The sequence below is a fragment of the Streptomyces sp. NPDC051740 genome (genome assembly GCF_044453165.1).
Lineage (GTDB): Bacteria > Actinomycetota > Actinomycetes > Streptomycetales > Streptomycetaceae > Streptomyces > Streptomyces atrovirens.
In genome coordinates this window covers 243,997-267,693 of the sequence record NZ_JBITCL010000003.1, presented here as the reverse complement: position 1 = coordinate 267,693, position 23,697 = coordinate 243,997, and the positions used below count along the sequence as shown (strand labels likewise).

The window sequence follows — 23,697 nt, the reverse complement described above, 5'->3', positions numbered from 1 at the left end:
CGGGGACCGCCGCCGCACGGGCGCCGCCGGGAAGCCGACCCTGGGGGAGACACGCGATGCAACACGCCGTACGGCCACGTACCCTGCCGCGTCCTGGACCCGCGCCCGCTCCGCGGCCCCGGACGCCGCGCGTGCGGTCGCTGATCGACGCCGACGCGCTGCGCGTGCTGCACCGGGCCGCCCGCGTCCTGCTGGACGACCTGCCCCAGCTCACCGACGGGCTGGTCGCCGTCCTGCAGGAGCAGGAGCCCGCCTACCGGGCCGCGGTGGAGGGGGACGCCACCACGACCTGGCAGGAGGTGCACCGCTCGCTGCGGCACAGCATCTCCTCCCTGCTCGACCCGCGGGGCGCCCGGGACGCGGCGCGGCGCTGCACCTGGAAGATCGGCGCCACGCGCGCCGAGCAGGGGCTGCCGCTGGACGCCCTGCTGCACGCCTTCCGGCTGGGCGGCTCGCTGGTGTGGCAGGGCCTGGTCGACGAGACGTCCCGGACGGCGCCCGAGGACGTACGGCTGCTGGTGCACGTGGCGTCCGACGTGTGGAACTTCGTCGACGAGCACTGCACCCTCGTCGCGGACGCCTACCGGCAGACCGAGCGGCAGCTGGCGTGGCGGAGGGAGAACAGGGTGCGTCTGCTGGCCGCGGCCCTGCTGGACGGCACGAGCAGGATCGCCGACCTGCCCGAGGCCGCGCAGGCGCTGGAGCTGCCCGAGCACGGGCGGTACGTGGTCGTCGCGGTCGCCGGCGGCGGGTCCACCGGTTGTCCCGGTGCCCAAGCGGCCCTCGCTCCGGGTGTGCGCGTGCACTGGCACACGGGAGTGGACGCCGATCACGGCATCGTCCTGGTCGAGGACGGTACGGAGCCCGTGGTGCCAAAGGAGCAGGCGGCGGGGGTACGGGTGGGCGTCAGCAGCGCGGTCGAGGGGCTGTCCGCGGTGGGGGAGGCGCGGCGGCTGGCGGACACCGCGCTGAGCCTGTGCCCCGAGCAGGGCGGCACGGTCCACCTGACCGAGCACCTGCCGGCGGCGCTGGTGGTGTCGAGTCCCGGGCTCGGCTCCGCGCTGGCCGAGCGGCTGCTCGGCCCGCTGGCCCACCTCGAACCCGCCGACGCGGAGGTCCTGCTGGACACCCTGGCCACCTGGCTGGCCTGCGACGGCTCGGCCCAGCGGGCGAGCCGCCGCCTCTACTGCCACCGCAACACGGTCCTCAACCGCATCCGCCGCTACGAACAACTCACCGGCCGCTCCCTCTCCCGCCCCACCGACCTGGTCGAAATCACCCTGGCCCTGACAGCCCGCGCCTTCCTCACCTGACAACAACCAGCCCCCCAGCCGTGGGCAGCCGCACCGCCCGTCTCCCCAGCCGTGGGCAGCCGCACCGCCCGTCTCCCCAGCCGTGGGCAGCCGCACCGCCCGTCTCCCCAGCCGTGGGCAGTCGTGCCGCCCGTCTCCCCAGCCGTGGGCAGTCGTGCCGCCCGTCTGCCCAGCCGTGGGCAGTCGTGCCGCCCGTCTCCCCAGCCGTGGGCAGTCGTGCCGCCGGGGCGGCACGGGTGGGCGCGGCGGCACCCGTGCCAGAGGCGGCGAGTGACACCCCGCCCCTGCGCCCCAGCCCCGGTGCCGCCGCGACGGGCCCGCATGGGCACCCGCACAACCCCCGCCCGCCCCCATTGGTACGCCGCAGCGTACGGGCGCCGAAACCTGTACCGCCCGCCCGCCCCCGTGCTGTCGTGAGCACCCCTTCCCCCGAAGCCGCCGCCGCCCCGCGCGGCCCGGCCCCGAGGAGCCGTGATGCCCGAAGCACCACCGGACAGCCCGCCCGCGCTGCACGTCGAGAACGTCGACGTGACCTACGGCCGCGCACTGTCCGCCCTCCGCTCCGTGTCCCTGACCGTGCCGCCCAGCACCGTCGTCGCCCTGCTCGGCGCCAACGGCGCCGGCAAGACGACCCTGCTGCGCGCCGTCTCCGGCACGCTGCGCCTGCACCGCGGCGCGATCACGGCCGGCCGCGTCCGCTACGGCGACACGGTGCTCGACGGCAAGGACCCCGTCGCGGCGGTACGCGCCGGAGTCGTCCAGGTCCCCGAGGGACGACGGGTGTTCGCCGGACTCTCGGTCGACGAGAACCTGCGCTCCGGCGGCCTCGGCCTCGGCCGGCGCGGCCGTGCCCAGGTCCAGGAGGCCCGCGACCGGGTCTTCACGCTCTTCCCCCGCCTCGCCGAACGCACCCACCAGGCCGCAGGCCTGCTCTCCGGCGGCGAACAGCAGATGCTCGCCATCGGCCGCGCCCTGATGGCCGCCCCGCGCCTGCTGCTCCTCGACGAGCCCTCCCTCGGCCTCGCCCCGCAGATGGTGTACCGCATCGCCGAGGTGATCCGCGAGATCAACGCCCAGGGCACCGCCGTACTCCTCGTCGAGCAGAACGCCGGCATGGCGCTCTCCCTCGCCGACCACGCGCACGTCCTGGAGGTCGGCGAGACCCGCCTGTCCGGCCCCGCCGACGAACTCGCCCGCACCGACGCCGTACGCCGCCTCTACCTGGGCGAGTCGGCCGAGGACCAGGGGGCGGCGTGACCGGCCGCACCACCGCCGCACCGCCCGTGCTCGACGTACGGGACGTCACCGTGCGCTTCGCCGGACTCACCGCCCTCGACGGCGTCTCCTTCACCGTCGCCCCCGGCTCGGTGCACGCGCTCATCGGACCCAACGGCGCCGGCAAGTCGACCTGCTTCAACGTGCTGTCGGGCCTGTGCCGCCCGGCCGCCGGCACGGTGACGCTCGGCGACACCGAGCTGACCCGTCTCGCCCCGCACCGCATCGCCGCGCTCGGCGTGGCCCGCACCTTCCAGAACATCGTCACCACCCACGGCACCGTCGCCGACAACCTGATGCTCGGCCGCCACGCCCTGTCCCACGCCGGGTTCGCCGCGAGCGCGCTGCGCCTGCCGAGCGCCGTACGGGAACAGCGCGAACACCTCGCCAGAGCCCGCGAGATCGCCGAACTCACCGGCCTGGGTGACCACTTCGACAGTCCCGTCGCCCTGCTGTCGTACGGCGACCGCAAGCGCGTCGAACTCGCCCGCGCCCTCTGCCTGGAACCCCGTGTGCTGCTCCTCGACGAACCCGTGGCCGGCATGAACGCCGCCGAACGCGCCCGCACCGCCGAGGTGGTGGGCGAACTCCGCGCCGAACTCGGCCTGTCCATCGTCCTCGTCGAGCACGACATGGGCCTCGTCATGCGCCTCGCCGACGACGTCACCGTGCTCGACTTCGGCAAGCCCATCGCCCACGGCACCCCCGACGAGGTCCGCCAGGACCCCGAGGTGCTGCGCGCCTACCTCGGCACCGACGCGACCGGGGAGGACGCGGCATGACGGCATTCCTCGACAACATCCTCGGCGGACTGGCACTCGGCGCGGTCTACGCGCTGGTCGCCCTCGGCTTCGTCGTCATCTTCAAGGCCTCCGGCGTCCTCAACTTCGCCCACGGCTCGCTGCTCCTGCTCGGCGGCTACCTCACCGCCGTACTCCACGACGACCTCGGCTTCGCCGGAGCGCTCGCCCTGGCGATCCTCACCACGGCCGCCCTCGCCGGCGCGCTCGACCGGTTCCTGCTGCAACGCGGCGGCCAGGACGCCCACTCGGCGCACGTGCAGACCATCGTCACCATCGGCATCGACATCGTCCTGCTCACCGATCTCTCCCGGCGCATCGGCGGCGACCTGCTGTCCCTGGGCGACCCGTGGGGCGACGCGGTGACCGAGCTGGGCCCGGTGACCGTCGCCGACAGCCGGCTCGCCGCGATCGTGGTGTCGGCCGTGGTCATCGGCGGAGTGTTCGCGCTCTTCCGGTTCACCTCCTGGGGGCTGTCCCTGCGGGCGGCGGCCGAGGACCTGGAGGCCGCCGCGCTCATGGGCGTACGGCTCGGCCGGGTCCGCGCGGGCGCCTGGTGCCTGGCGGGCGCGCTCGCCGCGCTGGCCGCCGTGTTCCTCGCCGCGTTCCCCGCGCCCGGACTGGAACGCACCACCGGGCAGATCGCCCTCAACGCCTTCCCCGCCGCGATCCTCGGCGGCCTCGCCTCCCCGGCCGGCGCCCTCGCCGGCAGCCTGATCATCGGCCTGACCGAGGCGCTCGCCGTCGGCTACCAGTCCGAACTGCACGTCCTCGGCGAGGGATTCGGCGACGTCGCCCCGTACGCGGTGATGCTGCTCGTCCTTCTCGTACGGCCCACCGGGCTGTTCGGCGCGAAGGGAGCGGCCCGTGTCTGACCGACTCCGCGCCGCCCTCACCCGCCGCCGGGCCCCGCTCCTGCTGCTCGCCGTCCTCCTGTGCCTGCCGCCGTTCTACCTGGACGCCTTCTGGCTGCGCATCGGCCTGTTCGCCATGGCCGCCGCCATCGGCGCCACCGGCCTCGCCCTGCTCAGCGGCACCGCGGGACAACTCTCCCTCGGCCACGCCTTCTTCCTCGCCGTCGGCGCCTACGGCTACACCTGGCTGGCCGGCGAACCCGGGCCCGGACTGCCCCCGGCCCTCGCCGGGCTCCTCGCGGTCCTGCTCGCGGGAGCGGCCGGCGGGCTGTTCAGCCCCGTCGCCGCCCGGGTCAAGGGCATCTACCTGGGCATCGCCACCCTCGCGCTGGTCTTCCTCGGCCACCACGTCCTGCTGACCGCCGACTCCGTCACCGGCGGCTTCAACGGCCGCTCCGTGCCCCCGCTCACCCTCGGCGGGTTCACCTTCGCTCAGAGCGACCCCGAACTGACCGTCCTCGGCGTGCCGTTCGGCGCGGAGGAACGGCTGTGGTTCCTGGGCCTGGCCCTGTTCGCGTTCACCTGGTTCACCGCCCGCGGCCTGCTGCGCTCACGCCCCGGCCGGGCGCTGGCCGCCCTGCGCGACAGCGAGACCGCGGCCGCCGTGATGGGCGTCGACGTCGCCCGGCACCGGTCGGCGGCCTTCGTGGTGTCGTCGATGTACGCGGGCCTCGCGGGAGTGCTCCTGGCGCTCGCCTTCCGCCGCGTCGTCCCGGACTACTTCTCCCTCGCGCTCTCCGTCGACTACCTCGCCATGATCGTCATCGGCGGCCTCGGCTCCGTCGCCGGAGCCACCGCCGGCGCCGTCTTCGTCACCGCCCTGCCGCTGCTGATGACCCGGTACGCCGACCAGCTCCCGCTGGTGACCGCCCCGGGCTCCGCCGAGGGCGCCGTGGGCCCCACCGAGGCGGCCCGCTACCTCTACGGCGCGGCGATCGTCCTGGTCCTGCTGTACGCCCCCGACGGTCTGCACGGCCTGGCACGCCGGGTACGGGACCGCGTACGGCGCCGCCGATCCCGTACCCCCGCCCCGCACACCGTCGTCCCCTCGCCTCCGCAACCGGCCGCACGACCCAAGGAGCACACTCCGTGAACACCACGCACCGCACCCGCCGCGACCGGCACCGCACCGCCGGGACCGTCCTCGCCGGCGCCCTCGCCCTGCTGCTCGCGGCCACCGGATGCAGCTCCAAGGCGGACGACGGCGACAAGGGCGGCGAGGCCGCCGACGGCGTCCGCACCGGACCCGGTGTCGGCGCCGACACCATCAGGCTGGGCGCCCTCACCGACCTGACCGGTCCCTACGCCACCCTCGGCAAGAGCATCGTGCAGGCCCAGCAGATGTGGGCCGAGGAGACCAACGCCAAGGGCGGCATCTGCGACCGCAAGGTGGAGATCGTCGTCAAGGACCACGGCTACGACGTGCAGAAGGCGGTCACCGCCTACGCCGACATCGCCCCGGACGTCGTGGCGCTGCCCCAGGTCATCGGCTCCCCGGTGGTCGCCGCGCTGCTCGACGACATCGAGCGGGACAAGGTGCTCACCTTCCCGCAGGCCTGGGCGGCCTCCCTGCTCGGCAAGGACGCCATCCAGGTCCTCGGCACCACCTACGACGTCGACATGATCGCCGCCGTCGAGTTCCTCACCCGCGCCAAGGGCCTGAAGAAGGGCGACACCATCGGTCACGTCTACTTCGAGGGCGACTACGGCGCCAACGCGCTGGAAGGGTCCACCTGGGCGGCCGGGAAGGCCGGGCTGAAGGTGGCCGGGCAGAAGATCAAGGCCACGGACACCGACCTGTCCGCCCAGGTCTCGGCCCTGCGCAAGGAGGGCGTGAAGGCCGTCCTGATCAGCGCCGGACCCGCGCAGACGGCCTCCCTCGTCGGCGTCGCCGCCTCCCGCGGTCTGAAGGTCCCCGTCGTCAGCAGCGCCCCCGGCTTCGCGCCCCAGCTCATGAAGACCCCCGCCGCGCCCGCCCTGGCGGCGATGCTCAACATCGTGAGCGCCGCGCCCGCGGTCAGCTCCGACCTGCCCGGCGTGAAGAACATGGTGGCGTCGTATCAGAAGAAGTACCCGGACTCGCCGGTCGACTCCGGTGTGCTGTCCGGGTACAACGCCGCCCAGCTCATGGGCGCCGACCTGAAGAAGGCCTGCGAGGCGGGCGGTCTCACCCGTGAGGACGTCGTCAAGGCGCACCGCTCGCAGACGAACGCCGACACCGGCCTCGGCACCCCGCAGAACTTCTCCGACGTCGACCGTCCCGCGAGCGTCGAGACGTATGTGCTCAAGCCCGACGCCGAGGCGGTCGGCGGCGTGGTGAACGCGGAGGACGCGCACGCGGCACCGGGAGTCGAGGAGTACCTGTCCTCGCACTGACGGCCCGCACCGTCCGGATGCCCCGGCGGACCCCGGAAGGGGGCGTCGGGGCGTCGTGCGCCCGGGCCCACGGTTCGTACGGGCGGCCCGTGCGCTGCCCGGACTCTCCGCGTACGCGGTGCGGTCGCGCCCGCCCGGAAGGCGACGCGGTGCGGTCGCGCCCGCCCGGAAGGCGACGGGGAGGCGAGGCCCCCTGCCCGACGCGGGCGGGTCAGCCGGCGGCCGTCTCCGGATCGCGGTCGGACGACGGCCAGACGTACGGCAGGTCGTCCGGTTCCCCGGGGAAGAGGTCCGCGTAGACGGCCGGGTCCTTGCGGACCAGCGCCGAGCGGTGGCTGCGGTGCACGGCGTCGTCCCCCAGCCAGGGCGGCAGCTCACCGGCCCCGGCCAGCTCCCGCTGACCGCGTACCGGCGCTCCGGGCCGCACCCCGGCGAGGTCGGCGACGAGGGTGGCGGCGCAGCTGTCCTGGTGGCCCCGGTCGCGCCAGACCCGGCAGATCTCCAGGCCGTACCGCACCAGGGCCTCCTCGTAGCCGGTCCACATGCGGACCGCGGGATGGCGGCGCCACCCGTAGCCGGGCACGATCAGGCCGCGCAGCACCTGGATCGCCTCCACCCGCTGTTTGCCCAGCCGGCGCCGGTCCAGCACCAGCGCCGACTCGCAGAAGTCGGGGTACGGCAGGAAGGTCTGCATACGGCCGTCCGAACGGTGAGGGGGCCAAGCGGCTCACCGCACCGCAGTTCCCCTTTCACGGCGGCGCACACCTGACGGCGCCACCCCCGGCTCAGCCCAGCGTGCCCAGCCGGGCCTCGCGCCACAGGTCGACGCCGCCCTCGGTGGCGTACTCGTCGATCTCGGCCAGCTCCTCGGCGCCGAAGTCGAGGTTCTCCAGCGCGGCGACGTTCTGCTCCAGCTGCTCGGCGCGGGACGCGCCGATGACCAGCGAGGTGACCCGCGGGTCCCGCAGCGCCCAGGCCAGCGCCATCTGCGCGAGGGTCTGTCCGCGCCGGGCCGCGATGTCGTTCAGGGCGCGCAGCCGGTGCAGCATGCCGTCGGTCAGCCACTCGGCGTCGAACGACTTGCCGGCCGCCGCCCGCGAGTCCCGCGGGACGCCGTCCAGGTAGCGCCCGGTCAGCATCCCCTGCGCGAGCGCCGTGAAGCCGATGACCCCGAAGCCCTCCTCCTGGGCCACGTCCAGCAGGCCGTCCGTCTCGATCCAGCGGTTCAGCATGTTGTACGACGGCTGGTGGATCAGCAGCGGGGTCCCGAGGTCCCGGAGGATCGCCACGGCCTCGCGGGTGCGCTCGGCGTCGTACGAGGAGATGCCGACGTAGAGCGCCTTGCCCTGGCGGACCGCCGTGTCGAGGGCGCCCATCGTCTCCTCGAGCGGAGTGGTGGTGTCCAGCCGGTGCGAGTAGAAGATGTCCACGTACTCCAGGCCCATGCGCTTCAGCGACTGGTCCAGCGAGGCCAGCAGGTACTTGCGGGAGCCGCCGCCCTGGCCGTACGGGCCGGGCCACATGTCCCAGCCGGCCTTGGTGGAGACCACCAGCTCGTCCCGGTACGGCGCGAGGTCCCGCTTCATCAGCCGGCCGAAGTTGATCTCGGCGGAGCCGTAGGGCGGGCCGTAGTTGTTCGCCAGGTCGTGGTGGGTGATGCCCAGGTCGAAGGCGCGCAGGGCGATCTCGCGCTGCGTCTCGAAGGGCCTGTCGTCGCCGAAGTTGTGCCAGTAGCCCAGGGACAGCAGGGGGAGGTCGAGTCCCGAGCGGCCGGTGCGCCGGTAGCGCATGGTGCCGTCGTAACGCTCGGGGCGGGCGATGTGGTTCATCGGCGGTTCTCCGGTGACGCGAGTGGGGGTGTCCCGTGGGACGGTGTCGATCCTTGCCACAGTGCCCCCGCCCGATCGGGAAGTCCAACCGATCCCTTCCATGGAATTCAGCAGCGCGGCTTCTGAATCGGCGGGTGGCCGCGACGACGGATTGGAGTCCGTGCCGGCGGGCAGGCGAAAGCGGAAGCGGCATGAGCGCAACCGCCCGCCCCCACAAGGAGACCGACCATGAGAGTCCGTACGCTGACCGGCGGCCTGGCCGCGGTACTCGTGTTGTCCGGCCCGCTGCTCAACGGCCCGGCCGTGGCCGTCGCGCCCGTCTCGTCCGTCGGAACGGCCCAGCGCCAGGTGGCCGACGACGTGGTCACCTACGACGCGAGCGGCGCCGCGGAGTTCAAGGCCGCGGTCGAGAGGGGAGCGGCGATCTGGAACGAGAGCGTCGAGACCGTCGAGCTGCGTCCGGCCGCGTCCGGGCAGCGCGCCGACGTGCGGATCGTGGCGGACGACGGCTGGCCCCGCTCCGTCCCCACCTCGATGGGCAACGGCACCGTCCACATCGGACGCCAGGCCGTGGACCAGGGCCACTCCACGATCCGTATCGCGGCCCACGAACTCGGCCACATGCTGGGCCTGCCGGACCGCAAGCCCGGCCCCTGCTCCAGCCTGATGTCGGGCGCCAGCGCCGGAACCTCGTGCACCAACCCCTATCCGAGCGCGGCGGAGAAGGCGCAGGTCGAGCGGAACTTCGAGGGAGCTCCCGCCGGGGCACTCCTGGGACGGATGTGAACCGATGTGACTACTGAGGCGATCACCGCTATGGTTGTCCCAGGTCACGGCGACGGAAATCTCCCAAGCCCGACTCTGCGTTGGTGGTCCAAGGAAAGACGCCCCGCTTCCTGCGGGGAGATGCAGGTGCAAGGCCTGCCCGGCGCTCCGTTCGAGCCCCGTCCCGGAACTTCGGGACGGGGCTCGCCGCGTTGCCGGCGGTTCAGGGCTGGACCGGCATGGTCCAGCAGTTGGAGCGCGCCGGCTCGCCCTCGAGCCGGTCGGTCAGCCACTCCACCGCGTCACCCTGGTCGGTGAGCAGCGGTACGAGGTGGTTGGTGAGGATCTTGTCGCCGAGGTTGGGCAGCGCGACGGCCCTGTAGGTGACGTCGGCGCCCTTGCGGCACCAGTCCAGGGCCAGTTGACGGGCCTGTGCGTGCGGCACGATGTCGTCCTGGACGCCGGTGACCAGGCGGACCGGTCCGGTGGGCTCGAGCCTGCCGATGCGCTGCTCGTCGAGGACGGCCCGGGCGTCCGGCTCGTCGGCGATGACGTCGGCGAGCGAGCTGCCGTCCTTCGTCCACTTGGTGCTCTTGGTGAAGCCGTGGCTGAGGATCGCGTCCCCGACACAGCTGGTGCCGATGTCGTCGAGGGCGCTTCGGCCGGTGGCGTTGACGTGCTGGTCGACGACCTCCTTCAACGCGGGCTCCGCCTGGGCGAAACCGTTGATCGACCAGCCCAGCGCGGCCGCCAGGGCGCTGCCGTCGATGCCCTTCATGACCGCCGTCAGGTCGGCGGGCGGCGCGCCGGCGTAGGTGCCGACGAGGTTCACCTCGGGCGCGTAGGCGGAGTGCAGTTCGGCGGCGGACGCGCTGGCCCCGCCGCCCTGGCTGTAGCCGTACAGGCCCACGCGCGAGTCGGCGGTGACCGACGCGCCCGGCACGGAGCGGGCCGCGCGGGCCGCGTCCAGCATGGCGTGCCCTTGGTCGAGCCGGTTGACGTAGGTGTGCAGCCGGTCGGTCGCCCCGAGCCCGACGTAGTCGGTCACCACGACGGCGGCGCCGGTGGCCAGGATCCGGTAGACGGCCAGGTTGTCGTATCCGACGGACAGCGTCTCCCCGGTCAGGGTCAGCGGGTTCTGCAGGGCCAGCGAGGGCGCGCACTGGTCGCCCTGGCCCATGGTTCCGGAGCCGACGACCACCAGGGGACGCGGACCGTCGCCCTTCCAGCCGGCGGACGGCTCGATGTAGGCCCCGGTGACGGCCACCGGCTGCCCGCTGGAGTCGGTGGAGGTGTACATCAGGCGGGTCGCGGTGCCGGGCAGGGTGCGGCCGTCCAGGCCGGGCAGGCTCAGTCCGAGACGCAGTGGCTCGTGGCGGACCAGTACGCCGTCGCCCGCGGGCAGTTCGGCGGGCGGGGTGTAGAAGGCGGGGATGGTGACGCCCCGCGACACCACGGGGTCGCTCGCGGCGGCGGGCGGCGCGGACACGCAGACACAGGCGGTCGTGGCGACCACGGTGGTCAGCACGCTGCTGATGCGGCTCACGGCTCACTCCTCGCTCTGCTCCAGGAAGGTGAACCGGAAACTAGCAGCGCTTACTTACCGTCGGTAACCCATGAGTAAGTTACGGCACGGTAACTTTCGCGGGAGGTGCCGGGCGCACACGGGAGCGGGCCCCGCCGGTCGCCCGGCGGGGCCCGCTCCCGCGTGGTGACCGGTCAGGCCGTGTGCAGGGTCAGCCCGTAGCGGTTGAGGATCTCGTTGACCGGCTGGAACCAGGTCTCGCCCCCACCGGAGCAGTTGCCCCAGCCGCCGGAGGTGACGCCCTGCGCCTGGTCGCCGCTGATGAAGGAGCCGCCCGAGTCACCCGGTTCGGCGCAGACGCTCGTCTTCGTCATCTGGTACACCGCGCCCTGGCTGTAGTTGACCGTCTCGTTCTTGGCCAGCACGTTGCCGCAGTGCCAGTGGGTCGTGGAGCCGGAGCGGCAGATCGAGGCGCCGACCGGCGCCTCCGCCGAGCCGCGCACCAGCTGGTCCGACACCGTGCCCCAGCCGAGCACCACCGGCACCGTCCACCAGCCGCTGCCCACGTTCACCCAGGCGTAGTCGTTGCCCGGGAACGAGGAGCCCTGGAAGTTGCCGATGTACGAGCCGTCCCAGCCCCTGACCTGGCCGCCGACGCCGCCGCAGTGCCCGGCGGTGACGAAGCCGCCGTGCACCGAGAAGCCTATGGAACAGCGGACGTTGCCGGTGTAGTACGGGTCGCCGCCCACCGTCCCGGCGGCGAAGGTCTCCGCCGCGGCCCCCACGGTCCGCACGGTGACCGGGCCGGCCTCGCGGGCCTCGTCCACGAAGGAGCGGACATCGTTGTCAGCGCGCTTGTCGGCGACGACGTTCACGACGACCGTGTTGGCGGCCGGGTCGACGGCCCAGCTGCTGACGCCCGAGGGCGCGTCGAGGCGGTCGATACGGGACTTGGCCGCGTCGAGCTGCCGGGCGCTGTGCTCGACGGTGCGGACGGCCGCGCCGGACGCGCGCAGGGACCGTACCGTCGAGGCGTCGGCGTCCGGGGTGACGGCCACGGTCAGTTTCTCGCTCTTCGCGTCGAACCAGGCGCCGCCGTACGCCGGTCCGGCGGTCCTACGGGCCTCGGGCGCGAGCGCGGTGGCCTCGCGTTCGGCGGCCAGCCGCTCCTCCGCTTCGGCGCGGGTCAGTCCGAAGTCCCGCTGCATCGCCTGGAGCAGACCGTCGGAGGCGGGCGCGGAGTCGGCGGCGCGGGCGGCGGGGGAGCCGGGGGCGTCCTGCGCCGAGGCCGGCAGGGTACCGGCGGCGGTCCAGCTGCCGATCATGAGCAGAGCGGCCACGCCGGTATGCGTGAGTCGGGTGCGTCTCATGGAAGGTGCCCTTCGTCGTTCCAGCAAGGTGGGGGTGGAACAACCGCAGTGTGAGAGCGCTCTCAGCCTGAGTTGAGCAGAGCTTAACCAGCCGAGTGGTGTCAGGTCTATGCCAATGCAGGGCCCAATTCCCTTGCCCTCGGCGGGAGTCACCCTCCCTCAGGGAGGAGGAGCGGTCAGAGGCGTTCGCCCGCCACATCGTCCTCGTCCGGCTCCGGTTTCGTACCGCCCGCCCGGGCCCGGTGGGCCCGCAGCCGGTCGAGGCGTGAGATGACGGGGGTGGCACTCACCCCGTGCAGTACGACGGACGCCAGCACCGTGAAGGTCACCACCGCCCACAACTGCTCGGCCGGGACGCCGAAACCGGGGGTGCCGAGCGCGTGGGCCAGGTAGAACAGCGAGCCGATGCCGCGGATCCCGAAGAAGGCGATCACCACCCGCTCCCGCGGTCCGGCGGACGTGCCGAACTGGGCGGCCCACGCCGTCAGCGGCCGGACCGCCGACAGCAGCAGCAGACCCACGGCCGCCCCCTGCCAGGTCAGCGACGCCAGACCGCCCTGCGCGACGAACACGCCGAGCAGGAACAGCAGTGCGGCGGTCAGCAGCCGCTCCACCTGCTCCACGAAATCGTGCAGCACCACGTGGTAGCCGTGGGCGCGCTCCGCCCCGCGGATCCGGCAGGCGGTGACGAACACGGCCACGAAGCCGTAGCCGTGCAGCAGCTCCGTCACCCCGTAGGCGAGGAACGTGGCGCCGATGGCGACGAACCCCTCCCGGTGCTCGGACAGCCGCATCACCCGCCGGCCCGCCCGGAAGAACAGCCACCCGAGCAGCGCGCCGACGGCGAGCCCCGCGGACACGCCCACCGCGCACTTGTACAGCACGTCGACCAGCGCCCAGTGGGCGATCCCGTCGCCGGTGGGACGTCCGCCCGCGGCGGCGAGCGCGACGGCCGCCATGACGAAGGGGAAGGCGAGACCGTCGTTCAGCCCGGCCTCGCTGGTCAGCGTGAAGCGCACCTCGTCCTCGTCGTGCTCGGAGTCGGTGGGCGCGCCCACCCGCACCTCCGAGGCGAGCACCGGATCGGTCGGCGCCAGCACGGCCGCCAGCAGCAGCGCGGCGACCGGCGGCCAGTCGAGCAGGCCCCAGGCCAGGAGGCCCACGGCCGCGATGGTCAACGGCATGGTGACGCCCAGCTGCCGCCAGGTGCCCCGCCAGCGCCGGCGGCCGAACGGCCGGTTCAGGGCGAGACCGGCGCCCATGAGGGAGACGATCACACAGATCTCGGTGACGTGCTCCACCCACGTCCGGTCCGCCACCGGGTCGATCTCGGGCATGGGCAGGGGCAGCAGCTGGAGGGCGACTCCGCAGAGGAGGAACACCAGCGGGAGGGACAGTGGTCTGCGGGCCACCAGCCGGGGCAGCAGGGCCGCGCCGAGGGCACCGGCCCCGAGCAGGGTGAAGAGGTAGTCGGGGGAAGTCACCGATCACAGGTGCCCGGAGCAGGCGGGGGGCACGCCGCGGCTTCGGCCGAAACATCATCCTGGCGGCAGGAGCCCGCCCGAACGGACGGACAGATGGACGGAGGGGGGCGGTCCTCGCCACCCGCCGGGACGCGCACCCCGGCGCGAAGTGCGGGGCCCGCGGGAGACACCGCGGCCGGTGCGCACCGAGTGCGCCGCCTCGCGACGCGGGGGGCTTGACGGAGCGGGACGCGCTCGGCGCTACTGGAAGACGTGCCGGGCGCACATGCGTGGGGGCCCGCCCGGCGCCGACCCGGTGTACCCACCCCCGCCGGACGCATGCCGAAGGGGTGACCGGTGCGGTCTCGACGGGCGGCGGCAGCGGTCGTACTGCTGGCCTCGATGCTGCTCTGGACCCTGTGCTCCCCGGCACCGGCGGCGGACCGGCCCGCCCCGGCGCACCCCGCCGCACAGCAGCACGGTCCGGCCGGGGCTGTTCCCGGGCCCGCCGACATGCCCGAGGCCGTCGGCGAACCCCTGCCCGGCGAGGACGGCACCTCGCTCCACCGGCCCCTCGCCCGCCCGCCGAGGGCCTCGGGGGCGGCCGGAGCGGCCGGCCCCGCCCACCCGACGGCCGGCGTGCGGCGACGATCCGCTCCCCGGCCGTACCCGGTGGGACCGCCACCGGACCGGGGCCCGGCCGGTCCGGCCCCCAGCGCCGCCGGCCTGCAGACATTCCGCTGCTGAGCGACCGCGGTACCGCCCGAGGCCTGCGCCGTGCGGCCGGGTCCCGCCCGCCGCGTGCTCCCCGAGCCGGTCCACGGTGACGAGCAGGCCTTCTCGTGTCCCGGAAACCGTGACGACACAGGAGGCACACACATGTACGGAAAGCGCGTTCTCGTGGTGCGGCCCGACGAGCTCGGGCCGAGCGAGCACAAGACGTGGAGAGACCTGCGCGCCGAGTCCGGCGCACCGGAGAACCCGTTTCTCGACCCGGTGTTCACGACGGCCGTCGGACAGGTCAGGTCCGGCGCCAGGGTGGCCGTACTGCAGGACGACGGGACACCCGTCGGCTTCCTCCCGTACGAGAAGGGGCCGCTGGGCCGGGGCCGGGCCATCGGGCTCGGGGTGTCGGACAGCCAGGGCGCCGTCCTGCGCCCCGGCCTCCGGCTCGACCCGCGCACCCTGCTCGCGGCCTGCGCGCTCTCCTCGTGGGAGTTCGACAACCTGGAGGCCGGTCAGCACCTCTTCGTACCGCACGCCGTCGAGGAACTCGCGAGCCCGGTCGTCGACCTCGACCGGGGATACGAGCACTACACCGACGGGCTGCGCGTCCGTTCCCCCGGTTTCCTCAAGCAGACCCTGGCCAAGGAACGCAGGCTCGCCCGGCAGGTCGGCGAGGTGCGGTTCGTGTACGACGCACGGGACCCCGAGGCGTTACGGGCGCTGATGCGCTGGAAATCCGCCCAGTACCGGCGGACGGGCCGCCGGGACCGGTTCGCCCAGCAGTGGATCACCCGGCTGGTGGACCTGCTGGCGCACGGCGACGATCCCGAGTGCCGCGGACTGCTCTCCGTGCTGTACGCGGGCGGCCGCCCCGTGGCCGCCCACTTCGGCCTGCGCTCGGCCACCGTGCTGTCCTGGTGGTTCCCCGCGTACGACCGTGACCACGGCCGGTACTCGCCCGGACTGGTGCTGCACCTGCGGATGCTCCAGGCGGCTGCCGCCGACGGCATCCGCACCGTCGACCTGGGCAGCGGCCCCGCCCGCTACAAGGACTCCCTCAAGACCCGCGAACTCCCGGTCTACGAAGGTACCGTGGTACGTCCGGGACCGGGCGGGGCCGCGTACCGGCTGGGCCGGGAGCCGGCGCGGACCGCCCGCCGCTTCGTGCGCGGCCACCCCCGGCTGGCCGAGGCGGCCCGGCGCGCCCTGACGGGGGTGGGCCGGCTGCGCGGGCGCTGACCGCGTCCGGCGTACGCCGACGTCCGTACGCGCGGTTGCTCCCGCCGTCGGATGTCCGCGCCGCCCGGGCCCGGCACCGTGGGCCGTGTGAAACCCAGCCGCCCCGTACGCCGGGCCCACCTCGTCGTCCACGTCCTCGCCTCCGCGGGCCGGCTCGGACTCACCGCCGGACTGCTCGAGCTCGGCGTCACCGCGAACACCAGCGGGTCCGCGGCCGTGGTGGAGGCGTCCGTCCGGGCCATGAAGCTCTTCGCGGACCGGCTCCTGCTGTCCCTCGCCCTCCTGACGCTCCTCAGCGGTCTCGTCCTGTCCCCGGGCACGTCCTGGGGGCCGGCGAGGCACCGCCGGGTCTGGACCACTTTCTGGCTCACCCCGGCCACGACCACCGCCACGGCCTTCGCACTGCGGCCGGGCGTGAAGGCGGCGGCCGTGGCCGCCGGGCATCCGCTGCCCGACGGCGGCGACGTTCTGATGGGGCCGGTCGTCTCCCTGACCGCCTCCGTCTTCATGACGGTGATCTCGGTCCTCAAGCCGTGGGGAGCGACCCGCCGCGGCCGGCGTCTCCGGGCGGCCGCCCGGAGACCGGGGCCGGCCGAACCGGCACACCTGTGATCACGGGCACGTCACAGGGTGCGCTCCAGCCGGTCCGCCATCAGCCGCACGAAGCGCGCCGGGTCCTTCGGTCGGCCTCCCTCCGCCAACACGGCCAAGGAGTACAGGAGTTCGGCGGTGTCAGTGAGCTCCGAGCGGTCCTCGTGCTCCCCGTACGCCTCGTTCAGACCCTTCACCAGCGCGTGATCCGGGTTGAGCTCGAGGACGCGCTTGGCGCGCGGCACCTCCTGGCCCATGGCCCGGTACATGTTCTCCAGCGCCGGCGTGAGATCGTCCGCGTCGGCGACGAGGCAGGCCGGGGACACCGTCAGACGCGTCGACAGCCGCACCTCCTTGACGTCCTCGTCCAGCCGCTCCCGCATCCAGCCGAGCAGACCCGCGTACTCCTCGGCCTGCTGCTCCCGCTCGCCCTCACTCTGGTCGTCCTCCCGTGCGCCGAGGTCGACCTCGCCCTTGGCGATCGACCGAAGCCGCTTGCCCTCGTACTCGCCCACGGCGTCGACCCACACCTCGTCGACGGGATCGGTGAGCAGCAACACCTCGATGCCGCGCTCCCGGAACGCCTCCATGTGCGGGGAGTTGTCGATGCTCTCCCGGGACTCGCCGGTGATGAACCAGATGCCGTCCTGTCCGTCCGGCATCCGCTCCACGTACTGCTTCAGCGTGGTCGTGCCGTCGTCCCCGCGCGTGGTCGCGAACGAGGTCACCGCGAGGAGGGCGTCACGGTTGTCGGGGTCGGTGACCAGGCCCTCCTTCAACACCGCGCCGAACTCCCGCCAGAACGTGGCGTACCGCTCGGCGTCACCGGTCATCATGCTCTTGACCGACGCCAGCACCTTCTTCGTGAGCCGGCGCTGCATCATCCGGATGTGCCGGTCCTGCTGGAGGATCTCGCGGGACACGTTCAGCGAGAGGTCCTGGGCGTCGACCACGCCCTTGACGAACCGCAGGTACGGCGGCAGCAGCGCCTCGCAGTCGTCCATGATGAAGACGCGCTTCACGTACAGCTGCAGACCGTGCCTGAAGTTCTGGGTGAACAGGTCGTGCGGGGCGTGCGACGGGACGAACAGCAGGGCCTGGTACTCGAAGGTGCCCTCGGCCTGCAGCTGGATGGTCTCCAGCGGTTCGCGCCAGTCGTGGCCGATGTGCTTGTACAGCTCGTGGTACTCCTCCTCGGACACCTCCTCGCGCGAGCGCGCCCACAGCGCCTTCATCGAGTTCAGCGTCTCGGGCCCGGCCGCCGCGCCGTCCTCGCCCGTCTCCCCGACGAGCCGGACCGGCCAGGTGATGAAGTCCGAGTAGCGCTTGACGATCTCCTTGATCTTCCACACCGAGGTGTAGTCGTGCAGCTGGTTGTCGGGGTCGGCCGGCTTGAGGTGCAGGGTGACCGAGGTGCCCTGCGGCGCGTCGTCGACCCGCTCCAGGGTGTACGTGCCCTCGCCGCGCGACGTCCACCGGGTGCCCTGCCCCTCACCCGCGCGCCGGGTGAGCAGGGTGACCTCGTCCGCGACCATGAAGCCCGAGTAGAAGCCGACGCCGAACTGGCCGATCAGCCCTTCCGTCCCGGCCCCCTCCTGCGCCTCCCGCAGGAACTGGGCGGTGCCCGAGTTGGCGATCGTGCCGATGAGCTGCCCGACCTCGTCGTACGACATGCCGACGCCGTTGTCCCGCACGGTGAGGGTGCGGGCGTCCTTGTCGGTCTCGAGCTCGATGTGCAGGTCGGAGACGTCGGCGTCGAGCGAGTCGTCCCGCAGCTTGGCCAGACGCAGCTTGTCGAGCGCGTCGGAGGCGTTGGAGACGAGTTCACGGAGGAAGACGTCCTTGTTCGAGTAGACCGAGTGGATCATCAGCTGGAGCAGCTGACGGGCCTCTACCTGGAACTCAAACGTTTCGGTCGACATGATGCGCGATTACCTCACTGATCCACGGATCACCGGATACTGGCGCGCTCACTCTAGTAAAAGACGGCGTCAGCCGGTCGCGTCCACCGCCGAGTCCAGGAACGGGCCGAGTTCGCGGGAGACCGCCGTCAGGGGGCGGACGTCCCGCTCGGCGCGGGCCATGAGGATCGCCCCCTCCAGCGAGCTGATCATCAGGGTGGCGAGGGGCCGGGCGCGTTCGGCGGGGACGCCCATGTCCGACAGGGCCAGGGCCACCGCGCCGGTCCATCCGGCGAAGGCGGCCGACACGGCCTCGCGGGTCGACGCGGTGGACCCGGCGCAGTCCACCGTGGCGGCGGCGACCGGGCAGCCGCCCCCGAAGCCGGTGCTCGCGTACTCGTCGGTCCACTGCCGGACCATCTGCGCGAACAGCCCGCCGGGCGTCGGCTCGGGCAGCGCGGCGAGGAACCGGGCGACGCGCCCGGCCGCGTACCGGCCCGCCCATCCCACCGCCTCGTTGACGAGCTGCTCCTTGCCGCCCGGGAAGTAGTGCTGGAGCGATCCGCGCGGCGCCCGCGCGTGCGCGGCCACCTCGCGCATCCCCGTCGAGGCGACCCCGTCGCGCCGGATGAGCTGGGCCGCGCTGAAGACCATCCGCTCCCGCGGTCCCCGTCCGGACACCGCCATCGCGCCCTCCCGCCACGCCGCGATTCTCCCGCCCCCACCCTATGACCGCCGTCATGGCGGCCGCTACTATGACAGCGGTCATAGGGCGAGACGCCGCCTCGGCGCGGCCCGGGAACGGCGGTGCGTCGTGCGCGTGGGTTTCATCGGACTCGGAGTCATGGGCCGGCCCATGGCGCTCAACCTCGTCCGCGCCGGAACGCCCCTCGTCGTCTGGAACCGCACCCGCGGCCGGTGCGCCCCCCTGCGCGAGGCCGGGGCCGAGGTGGCCGGGAGCGCCGGCGAGGTCTTCCGGAAGGCCGGCACCGTGATCCTGATGCTGGCCGACGAGACGGCCGTCGACGCGGTGCTGGGGCGCGGCACCCCGGACTTCGCCGCCCGCGTCGCCGGACGCACCGTCGTCCACATGGGCACGACCTCGCCGGAGTACTCGGCAGCCCTGGAGGACGCCGTCCGTGCGGCGGGCGGCGCCTACGCCGAGGCCCCGGTCTCCGGCTCCCGGGTCCCGGCGGAACAGGGGCGGCTGGTCGCGATGCTGGCGGGCGACGCCCGCGCCGCGACGGCCGTGCGGCCCCTGCTCGCCCCGATGTGCCGCGAGACGTTCGACTGCGGTGCGGTGCCGGGCGCACTGCTGATGAAGCTCTCGGTGAACCTGTTCCTGATCACCCAGGTCACCGGCCTGACCGAGGCGTTCCACTTCGCCGACCGGCACGGGCTCGACCGCCGCCGCTTCCTCGACGTCCTGGACGCGGGCCCGATGGCCAGCGCCGTCTCCCGGATGAAGGCGCCCAAGCTGCTCGCCCGTGACTTCGCGGTCCAGGCGGCCGCCGCGGACGTGCTGAAGAACAACCGCCTGATCGCCCAGGCCGCCCGCAGGGCCGGCCTGGCCTCCCCGCTCCTCGACGTCTGCCACACCCTCTTCGACGAGACCGTGGCCGCCGGCCACGGGGGCGAGGACATGGTGGCCGTGCTGCGCGCGCTGGAGGCGAGGACCGGCGCCGCGCCCCCGGGCGCCCCGGCGGACGACGACCGCCCCTGAGGCTCGCCGACGGTTTCCCCGCCCGGCGTGCGAGCATGGGCGGATGAGCATCCACCGCAGGAACAACATCCGTGTGACCGGGCGCGCCTCCGGCCGCACGGTGGTCTTGGCGCACGGATTCGGCTGCGACCAGAACATGTGGCGCCTCGTCGAACCCGCACTGGCCCAGGACTTCCGGGTGGTGCTCTTCGACTACGTGGGCGCGGGCCGCTCCGACCTGTCGGCCTGGAGGGAGGAGCGCTACTCCTCCCTCGAGGGCTACGCCCGTGACGTGGTGGAGGTCTGCGAGGAGCTCGACCTCCGGGACGCGGTCGTGGTCGGCCACTCCGTGAGCGCGATGGCCGGCGTGCTGGCCCGGGCCGCGGCCCCGGACCGGATCGGCTCCCTGGTCATGGTGTGCCCGTCGCCGTGCTACATCGACGAGGACGGCTACCGCGGCGGCTTCAGCGCGGAGGACATCGACGAGCTCCTGGAGTCCCTGGAGTCCAACTACCTGGGCTGGTCGGCGACCATGGCTCCGGTGATCATGGGCAACCCGGACCGGCCCGAGCTGGGCGAGGAGCTCACCAACAGTTTCTGCGCCACCGACCCGGACATCGCCCGGGTCTTCGCGCGCACGACGTTCCTGTCCGACAGCCGCGAGGATCTCGCGGGCGTGACCGTGCCCACGCTGATCCTGGAGTGCGAACAGGACGTCATCGCACCTCCGGAGGTCGGGGCGTACGTCCACGCCGCGATTCCCGGCAGCGAACTGGTCACTCTGGACGCCACCGGTCACTGCCCCCAGCTGAGCGCCCCGGAGGCCACCGCCGCGGCGATCCGCGCGTTCGTGTCGGCCCTCGGCCGATGAACCGGGGGGCAGGTGGTTCGGAGGAGCCGGGCACGGGCGTGCCCGGCACGCGCGCGGCCTTCAGCGCGCTGCTGGAGGACTCGGCCGAGGAGCTGTACGAGTCGGCGCCGTGCGGCTACCTGTCCACCCTGATGGACGGCACCATCGCCAAGATCAACGCGACCCTGCTGGGCTGGCTCGGTCTGTCCCGCGACGAGGTGGTGGGCCGGATGCGCTTCAGCGACCTGCTCACCGTCGGCGGCAGGCTCTACCACGAGACGCACTTTGCCCCCCTGCTGCGCATGCAGGGGCGCCTCGGCGGCATCGCCCTGGAGATGAAGGGCGCATCCGGTTCCCGGCTGCCGGTGCTGATCACCTCGACCGTCAAGAAGAGCGACGACGGTGAGCCGCTGCTGATCCGGACCACCGTCTTCGACGCCACGGACCGGCGCGCCTACGAGGAGGAGCTGCTGCGCGCCCGCCGCGCGGCCGAGGAGGCCCGCCGGCAGGCCGAGGCCGACCGCGAGGCGCTGCGCGAGGCGCTGGCCGTGCTCCAGCGCAGTCTGCTGCCCGCGGACCTGCCCGACATACCCGGTGTGGAGGCGGCCTGCCACTACCACACGGCCTCCCCGATGGAGGTGGGCGGCGACTTCTACGACCTGTTCGCGCTCGACGGCGACCGGTCGGCGTTCTTCCTCGGCGACGTGTGCGGCAAGGGGCCGCAGGCCGCCGCGCTGACCTCGCTGATCCGCCACACCCTGCGCGCCACCGTGCTCCACGACTCCGATCCCGTCGCCAACCTGCATGTGCTCGACACGGTCCTGCGGGACCGGTACACCGGTGACGATCCGCGGTACTGCACCGTGGTGTCCGGTGTCCTGGAACGCGCGGGGGACACGGTGGAGGTCCGCCTGGCCTCCGGCGGCCACCCTCCCGCGCTGGTCCTGCGCGCGGACGGCCGGGTGGAGTATCTGTCGACCCGGGGCGGCATGCTCGTCGGAGCTCTTCCCGGGGCGGAGTTCGTCCCGGTCGGCACCACCCTGCACCCGGGCGACACGTTGCTGCTGTACACCGACGGCCTCACCGAGGCGCGTATCGGCCCCGACCGGGAGCTGTACGGCTACGAGGCCCTGGAGTCCTTCGCCGCCGGCCTCGCCCCCTCGGGTCCCCACCGCGTGGTTCACGCCCTGACGGACCTGCTGAAAGGTTTCGGCGATGGTCTGGACGACGACACCGCCCTGCTCGCCATCGGCCCGCCCGCCCGCACCGACACCGGATTCCGAACCTCGTGACGACATCTCTGACGATCACCGCGTCCCCCACGCCCGCCGCTCTCGTCCTCGAGGTCGCCGGCGACCTCGACCACACCAACGCGCAGCGACTGCGCCACGCCGCGCGGGAGGCCGCTCTGCCGGCCGGGCGGCTCCTGGCGGTGGACCTGGGCAAACTGTCGTTCTGCGACTCGAGCGGCATCACCGCGTTGATCGCCGTCCGCAACCACGTCGTCTCGGTCGACGCCCGGCTCGTTCTCGTGGCCGTGTCGGTCAACATGCGGCGCCTGCTGAACATGACCGGCCTCGATCAAGTATTCGACATTCGCGACGCCTAGCCGGGCAGGGGACTTACCTCTCCTCCGGAAGTCCGGCCGCTCGTTCGAGCGCGGGGGGCCGCGAGCCGATTGCGTCCGTCGCATCCGGGGCACCCGGGACGTGCCGAATCCACCGCAGGTGATCCCAGGAGCCGTGCGGAGACGGCACGGAACGAGGGCAAGGGGACCAGCGGTGACGGTGCGCATCGGAGCAGAGGAAGAGTTTCACGTCCTGGACGTGGAGAGCGGCCGGCTCGTGCCACGTGCCGACGAGCTGCTCGGCCGGCTCGGCGGATCCGGGTTCGGCAGCGAGCTGCAGCGGTCGGCCGTGGAGAGCAACAGCCGGGTCCACGACACGCTGGACGCCCTCTTCGCGGACCTGTCCGGCAGCCGGCGCCGGCTGGACGCGGCGGCCTCCTCCCTGGGCCTGGCCGTCGTGGCCGCGGGCACCGTTCCGCTGGCCGACGCCGCCTTCCACGACGTCACCGCGGATCCCCGCTACCGGCGCATGGCCGACGACTACCGCCGGGTCGCCGACGAACAGCTCATCTGCAGCGCCCAGGTGCACGTCGACGTGCCGGACCGGGACACCGCGGTACGCGCCATGTGCCTGGTGTCGCCCTGGCTGCCGCCGCTGCTGGCCCTGTCGGCCAGTTCACCGTTCTGGTTCGGTTCCGACACCGGATACGCCAGCTGGCGCACCATGCTGTGGCAGCGGTGGCCGACCGCGGGCCCCGCCGGGTGCTACGGGAGCGCCGCCGACTACGACGCCGCGATGACGGAGCTGATCGGCTCGGGCGTCATCAGCGACCCCGGGATGCTCTACCACGACGTACGGCCGTCGGCCCACCAGCGCACGCTGGAGCTGCGGGTCTGCGACGCCTGCCCGCGCGCCGAGACCGTGGTGCTGGTCGCCGGGCTGTTCCGTGCGCTGGTGCGCGACGCCTGCGACCGTCTGGAGCGCGGATCGGGCCGCGGGTGCGACGGACACCACGAGTGGCTGCGCGCCGCCACCTGGCGTGCCGCGCGCTCGGGACTGGAAGGCCGGCTCGTCGATCCGGAGACCCGCCGCGCGACTCCGGCCCCCATGGTGGTGCGCGGGATGCTGCACCGGCTGCGCCCGGCGCTGGAGGCGTCCGGCGACTTCGCCACCGTGCGCACGCTGCTCGAAGAGGTCCTCGCGACGGGCGGCGCGGCGCACCGGCTGCGGCGGGAGGCCCGGGACCTGCTCGCCGGCGTCGACATGCTGGTCGCCGAGACCCGCGGCGACCGCCTCGCGCCCAGCGCCCCCGTCCGCCGTCACCGGCCCCCGGACGCCCCGCGCGGCCCCGGCCGGACCCCGGCCCGCGTCCACTCGGCGACGACACCGGGCACACCCGGCTGATCCGGACGGGCCGCCGGCCCCTCGGCCGCCCCCTGCGCATCCGCCATCCCCTGACCAAGGAGAGGGTCACACCGTCATGTCCAGCA

The 23,697-nt window shown here is 73.3% G+C and carries 22 protein-coding genes; 15 read left to right on the top strand and 7 right to left on the bottom strand.

What is annotated here, in order from left to right; all coding sequences use genetic code 11:
• Positions 1-56 precede the first annotated feature (56 nt).
• The 6 genes from ACIA6T_RS06920 (at position 57) to ACIA6T_RS06895 (ending at position 6,678) form a co-directional block, all read left to right on the top strand.
• Positions 57-1,313 (top strand): helix-turn-helix domain-containing protein, encoded by a 1,257-nt coding sequence (locus ACIA6T_RS06920; protein WP_399445502.1) that lies wholly within the window; start codon positions 57-59, stop codon positions 1,311-1,313.
• 474 nt (positions 1,314-1,787) lie between these two features.
• Positions 1,788-2,570 carry an ABC transporter ATP-binding protein gene (locus tag ACIA6T_RS06915; RefSeq protein WP_399445501.1) on the top strand — a complete coding sequence of 261 codons (783 nt, stop codon included), beginning with the start codon at positions 1,788-1,790 and terminating at the stop codon, positions 2,568-2,570.
• A complete protein-coding gene (locus ACIA6T_RS06910) occupies positions 2,567-3,370 on the top strand; it encodes an ABC transporter ATP-binding protein (RefSeq protein ID WP_399445500.1) in 804 nt (267 codons plus the stop codon). The genes ACIA6T_RS06915 and ACIA6T_RS06910 overlap by 4 nt, the downstream gene beginning before the upstream one ends.
• Positions 3,367-4,263 carry a branched-chain amino acid ABC transporter permease gene (locus ACIA6T_RS06905; RefSeq protein WP_399445499.1) on the top strand — a complete coding sequence of 299 codons (897 nt, stop codon included), beginning with the start codon at positions 3,367-3,369 and terminating at the stop codon, positions 4,261-4,263. Before ACIA6T_RS06910 ends, ACIA6T_RS06905 begins: the two co-directional genes overlap by 4 nt.
• On the top strand, positions 4,256-5,395 hold the full coding sequence (locus ACIA6T_RS06900; protein WP_399445498.1) for a branched-chain amino acid ABC transporter permease: 1,140 nt from the start codon (positions 4,256-4,258) through the stop codon (positions 5,393-5,395). Before ACIA6T_RS06905 ends, ACIA6T_RS06900 begins: the two co-directional genes overlap by 8 nt.
• Positions 5,392-6,678, top strand: a complete 1,287-nt coding sequence (locus ACIA6T_RS06895; RefSeq protein WP_399445497.1) for an ABC transporter substrate-binding protein — start codon at positions 5,392-5,394, stop codon at positions 6,676-6,678. Before ACIA6T_RS06900 ends, ACIA6T_RS06895 begins: the two co-directional genes overlap by 4 nt.
• A 211-nt stretch (positions 6,679-6,889) precedes the next feature.
• Here ACIA6T_RS06895 and ACIA6T_RS06890 read toward each other — a convergent pair whose 3' ends face one another.
• Both ACIA6T_RS06890 and mgrA read right to left on the bottom strand, forming a co-directional pair.
• A complete protein-coding gene (locus ACIA6T_RS06890) occupies positions 6,890-7,372 on the bottom strand; it encodes an MSMEG_6728 family protein (RefSeq protein ID WP_399445496.1) in 483 nt (160 codons plus the stop codon).
• Between the two features lie 91 nt (positions 7,373-7,463).
• Positions 7,464-8,507, bottom strand: coding sequence for an L-glyceraldehyde 3-phosphate reductase (mgrA, locus tag ACIA6T_RS06885; protein WP_399445495.1), 1,044 nt, complete (start codon positions 8,505-8,507; stop codon positions 7,464-7,466).
• 228 nt (positions 8,508-8,735) lie between these two features.
• On the opposite strand from mgrA, the gene ACIA6T_RS06880 reads away from it, so the two are divergent.
• Positions 8,736-9,293, top strand: a complete 558-nt coding sequence (locus tag ACIA6T_RS06880) for a snapalysin family zinc-dependent metalloprotease (RefSeq protein WP_399445494.1) — start codon at positions 8,736-8,738, stop codon at positions 9,291-9,293.
• Between the two features lie 202 nt (positions 9,294-9,495).
• On the opposite strand, the gene ACIA6T_RS06875 is transcribed toward ACIA6T_RS06880, so the two are convergent.
• The 3 genes from ACIA6T_RS06875 to ACIA6T_RS06865 all read right to left on the bottom strand — a co-directional run bounded on the left by ACIA6T_RS06875 (position 9,496) and on the right by ACIA6T_RS06865 (position 13,651).
• On the bottom strand, positions 9,496-10,818 hold the full coding sequence (locus ACIA6T_RS06875; RefSeq protein WP_399445493.1) for a lipase family protein: 1,323 nt from the start codon (positions 10,816-10,818) through the stop codon (positions 9,496-9,498).
• 173 nt (positions 10,819-10,991) lie between these two features.
• The gene (locus ACIA6T_RS06870) at positions 10,992-12,167 is read right to left on the bottom strand and encodes a S1 family peptidase (protein WP_399445492.1); all 1,176 of its coding nucleotides are present in this window, start codon (positions 12,165-12,167) and stop codon (positions 10,992-10,994) included.
• Positions 12,168-12,343: 176 nt separating this feature from the next.
• Positions 12,344-13,651 carry a cation:proton antiporter gene (locus tag ACIA6T_RS06865; protein ID WP_399445491.1) on the bottom strand — a complete coding sequence of 436 codons (1,308 nt, stop codon included), beginning with the start codon at positions 13,649-13,651 and terminating at the stop codon, positions 12,344-12,346.
• Between the two features lie 336 nt (positions 13,652-13,987).
• On the opposite strand from ACIA6T_RS06865, the gene ACIA6T_RS06860 reads away from it, so the two are divergent.
• From ACIA6T_RS06860 to ACIA6T_RS06850, 3 genes are all read left to right on the top strand, one after another.
• A complete protein-coding gene (locus ACIA6T_RS06860) occupies positions 13,988-14,377 on the top strand; it encodes a hypothetical protein (RefSeq protein ID WP_399445490.1) in 390 nt (129 codons plus the stop codon).
• A gap of 132 nt (positions 14,378-14,509) precedes the next feature.
• Entirely contained in the window at positions 14,510-15,595 is a 1,086-nt protein-coding gene (locus tag ACIA6T_RS06855; RefSeq protein WP_399445489.1) for a GNAT family N-acetyltransferase, read from the top strand.
• A gap of 51 nt (positions 15,596-15,646) precedes the next feature.
• Positions 15,647-16,207 carry a DUF2269 domain-containing protein gene (locus ACIA6T_RS06850; protein ID WP_399445488.1) on the top strand — a complete coding sequence of 187 codons (561 nt, stop codon included), beginning with the start codon at positions 15,647-15,649 and terminating at the stop codon, positions 16,205-16,207.
• A gap of 11 nt (positions 16,208-16,218) precedes the next feature.
• Here the strand turns inward: ACIA6T_RS06850 and htpG are convergent, their stop codons facing one another.
• Positions 16,219-18,108 (bottom strand): molecular chaperone HtpG, encoded by a 1,890-nt coding sequence (gene htpG, locus ACIA6T_RS06845; protein ID WP_399445487.1) that lies wholly within the window; start codon positions 18,106-18,108, stop codon positions 16,219-16,221.
• A 69-nt stretch (positions 18,109-18,177) separates the two neighbouring features.
• Positions 18,178-18,774, bottom strand: coding sequence for a TetR/AcrR family transcriptional regulator (locus ACIA6T_RS06840; protein WP_399445486.1), 597 nt, complete (start codon positions 18,772-18,774; stop codon positions 18,178-18,180).
• Positions 18,775-18,901: 127 nt separating this feature from the next.
• On the opposite strand from ACIA6T_RS06840, the gene ACIA6T_RS06835 reads away from it, so the two are divergent.
• The 5 genes from ACIA6T_RS06835 (at position 18,902) to ACIA6T_RS06815 (ending at position 23,611) form a co-directional block, all read left to right on the top strand.
• Complete coding sequence (locus ACIA6T_RS06835; protein WP_399445485.1) at positions 18,902-19,810, top strand: NAD(P)-dependent oxidoreductase; 909 nt, start codon at positions 18,902-18,904, stop codon at positions 19,808-19,810.
• Between the two features lie 43 nt (positions 19,811-19,853).
• Positions 19,854-20,660, top strand: coding sequence for an alpha/beta fold hydrolase (locus tag ACIA6T_RS06830; protein WP_399445484.1), 807 nt, complete (start codon positions 19,854-19,856; stop codon positions 20,658-20,660).
• Positions 20,657-21,931, top strand: coding sequence for a PP2C family protein-serine/threonine phosphatase (locus ACIA6T_RS06825; RefSeq protein WP_399445483.1), 1,275 nt, complete (start codon positions 20,657-20,659; stop codon positions 21,929-21,931). The genes ACIA6T_RS06830 and ACIA6T_RS06825 overlap by 4 nt, the downstream gene beginning before the upstream one ends.
• Positions 21,928-22,248, top strand: coding sequence for an STAS domain-containing protein (locus ACIA6T_RS06820; RefSeq protein WP_399445482.1), 321 nt, complete (start codon positions 21,928-21,930; stop codon positions 22,246-22,248). The genes ACIA6T_RS06825 and ACIA6T_RS06820 overlap by 4 nt, the downstream gene beginning before the upstream one ends.
• Before the next feature lie 172 nt (positions 22,249-22,420).
• The gene (locus ACIA6T_RS06815) at positions 22,421-23,611 is read left to right on the top strand and encodes a glutamate--cysteine ligase (RefSeq protein ID WP_399445481.1); all 1,191 of its coding nucleotides are present in this window, start codon (positions 22,421-22,423) and stop codon (positions 23,609-23,611) included.
• The last annotated feature ends 86 nt before the right edge of the window (positions 23,612-23,697 follow it).